Origin of the sequence: Photobacterium halotolerans DSM 18316 (genome assembly GCF_000425165.1) — a bacterium.
Taxonomy (GTDB): domain Bacteria; phylum Pseudomonadota; class Gammaproteobacteria; order Enterobacterales; family Vibrionaceae; genus Photobacterium; species Photobacterium halotolerans.
Map to the genome: position 1 here is coordinate 1 of NZ_AULG01000046.1, position 2355 is coordinate 2355.

Here is a 2355-nt window from a genome sequence, read left to right on the forward strand (position 1 = left end):
CCTTATTGCTGTCAACTTTGGCATTTACAGAGTCAATGCTGGCGTTCAGATCGGTTTCAGCTGTCGTAAGGGTGTTCTGAACCTGGTTAATCGTCGCCTGCAGCTGCGTGTAATCTTGGAAGTCCTGATCGGCCATTTCTTGAAATAGCGGGCTATCCAAGATCTGCTGGGTCAGGTCGTCAATTACCGCGCCGATATCTGGGTTTGTTTCTCCGTGTACTCCGTTCGCGTCATTGTATGGCCCTGCCTTTTGCGCACCGAAATGGCCTACGTTTATATGGCGAACCCAGTAGTAATACCCCGCACCAACACCGACCGAATCACCATAAATAACCCCCTGAACAGCCGCAATCTGCACGGCTGTGGATAACTCATTCACGCTGTTGCGGTAGATCTCGGTCAGGGTAGCGCTGGCCTCTGTGTACGCTGGTTTGTCCCATGTCAGAATGATGTTGCTGAAAGCGCCGTTTACTTGAAAATTCACAGGCGCGGGCGGGGTGTTAAATCGTTCTGTTCCTGGGTCTGGGAATAAACCGGCAGCTGGGCCACCTACTGATACTTTCCCGTTCGCGCCTTTCTTTAGCGTGACCAACCCCTGATCCACTAAGTCACGGACCAGCACGGCGCGGTCCATGCCCGTGCCTTTTCGGCCAGATAGGATCTCAGCGAAGTTTTGCAGGGAGTCTGCATAGCGTTGCTGGCCAGCGTCTTTAAACTGGCCTTTAGGTACTGCAGGCAATTTTGACATTATGGAAGCTCCGACATACTTGTCGCTATGGCCACGCTTTCCAGCGTGCCGGTCCCTTTGACTTCAATTTCCCATTCGCGCCCGTAGCCCGCTGGTAAGCGGAAGATATCAACGGGGCCGGTGAGTTGGTGCGTGTGAATGACTTGCCCGTCTCTGTGGAACAATAGTTCCACGTTTTCACCAAAAGCTTTTACAGAGGACAGACTAACCGGCATGGTGCGATAAAGGCGGGAGCGCCACGTCATCGGCAGGCGGGCGGCATTCTCGTCGAACAGGAAAAGTTCATCACCGACAACCAGAGCCAGATCCTCGGTGGCCGGTATCCTTAGCCCTGCCGTCGCATTGAATGACAGGTAAGTAACATCCATTGTTTCTTGGTTAATAACAAACCCGCACACGTCGCTAAATGCGACATATTTGCTGCCGTATTGATAGGCGTGGATCGTTTCCGGTTTGAGGGCTTGCCACTGCTCTTTTGTGAAAATGTCGCGCGTGACCAGCTCAGGCTCACCGGCACCAATTGCGATCAAGCCTTCACCGCTGGCATAGACAACAACACTGCCCATATCGACCAGGGAGCGGGCGCTAACACAAGGGGCGGACGTTTCCAGTTTGATCAGCTGGTAAGAGTCAGGGGTATACCCCTGCAGTAAATACGGTTGGCCGGTCGTGGCAATCACCGCACCGGAAGGCAGCGCACCAATGGCCACAATGTCGAATTCACACGACAGCTGATTGTTTGGGTTGTAGGCGTAGGGCAAGTTAGGTTCTGACGGGCAAATGATGTTTCCATCGAAACCCACAAGAACACCATTGGCCAACGCTGTCAGACCTTTCATTGCTGCAGGGGGCGGAAAGTGGTTTTCAGTCGCCAGTGCTGCGCCCAGACTCACCGCTTTTTTGTTGTCAGTGTAACTTGTGGTGTTAACCGGCAGCTCTGTAACCAGTAACCACTCCGCAACATCACCCGACGTCGCTGAACGGTAAACGCGCCGGTGCGTGATGTTGCGGTCATTGGTGCCAATCGCAGGTAGCGACAAGGACACAGAATCTGACTCAGGGTTGTACACTGTGACTACGTTCGACGGGTCCGATGGCGGGCCTTCTTCGCCAAGGTCCGTTACCCAGGTAAAGATATAAAACCGCGTCTCATCATCCGCCGCGTCCGTGATATCACCGCCGCCCCCGCTGGGTGCATTTGCACTGATCTTCCCTGCAGGTTTCGGCACGCCAAGCTTAATGCTGGCCTCTGGTAGTGTCCCGCCTATGGCGATATCTTGCTTAGTGAATCGTGGAACATCTGTTCCACAAAAATAAACGCGTTGATACGGGTCTTTGGGGATGGGGCTTGAAACGGCTGTCACCTCAGTCGTCCAACTGAACCAGTGCTGGCCAAGGTAATAAAACAAAGATTTTGTACCGGCCTTTATTGCTGCACCGACCGGAGATAGATCGCTGATTGGCTCCAGATAGCCACGCTCGAATTTACAGTTTTCTGCAACCTGCGCGGCCTGTTCTGGCAACAGATGCGGGGCGACACGCGGCAGTGCGCCTCGGAATTGTCCGATAGAAAATGATGGCATAGGGTAGGGTCCAGATAATAAAAA

General features: G+C 53.4%; 1 protein-coding gene and 1 pseudogene. Both read right to left on the bottom strand.

Annotated elements, in window-relative coordinates:
* A pseudogene (locus H511_RS0109150) lies at positions 1 to 748 on the bottom strand (hypothetical protein); the annotation flags it as partial.
* A partial coding sequence (locus H511_RS0109155; RefSeq protein ID WP_211225196.1) for a hypothetical protein occupies positions 748 to 2355 on the bottom strand: 1608 nt, incomplete at its 5' end. The gene H511_RS0109155 and the pseudogene H511_RS0109150, both read right to left, overlap by 1 nt.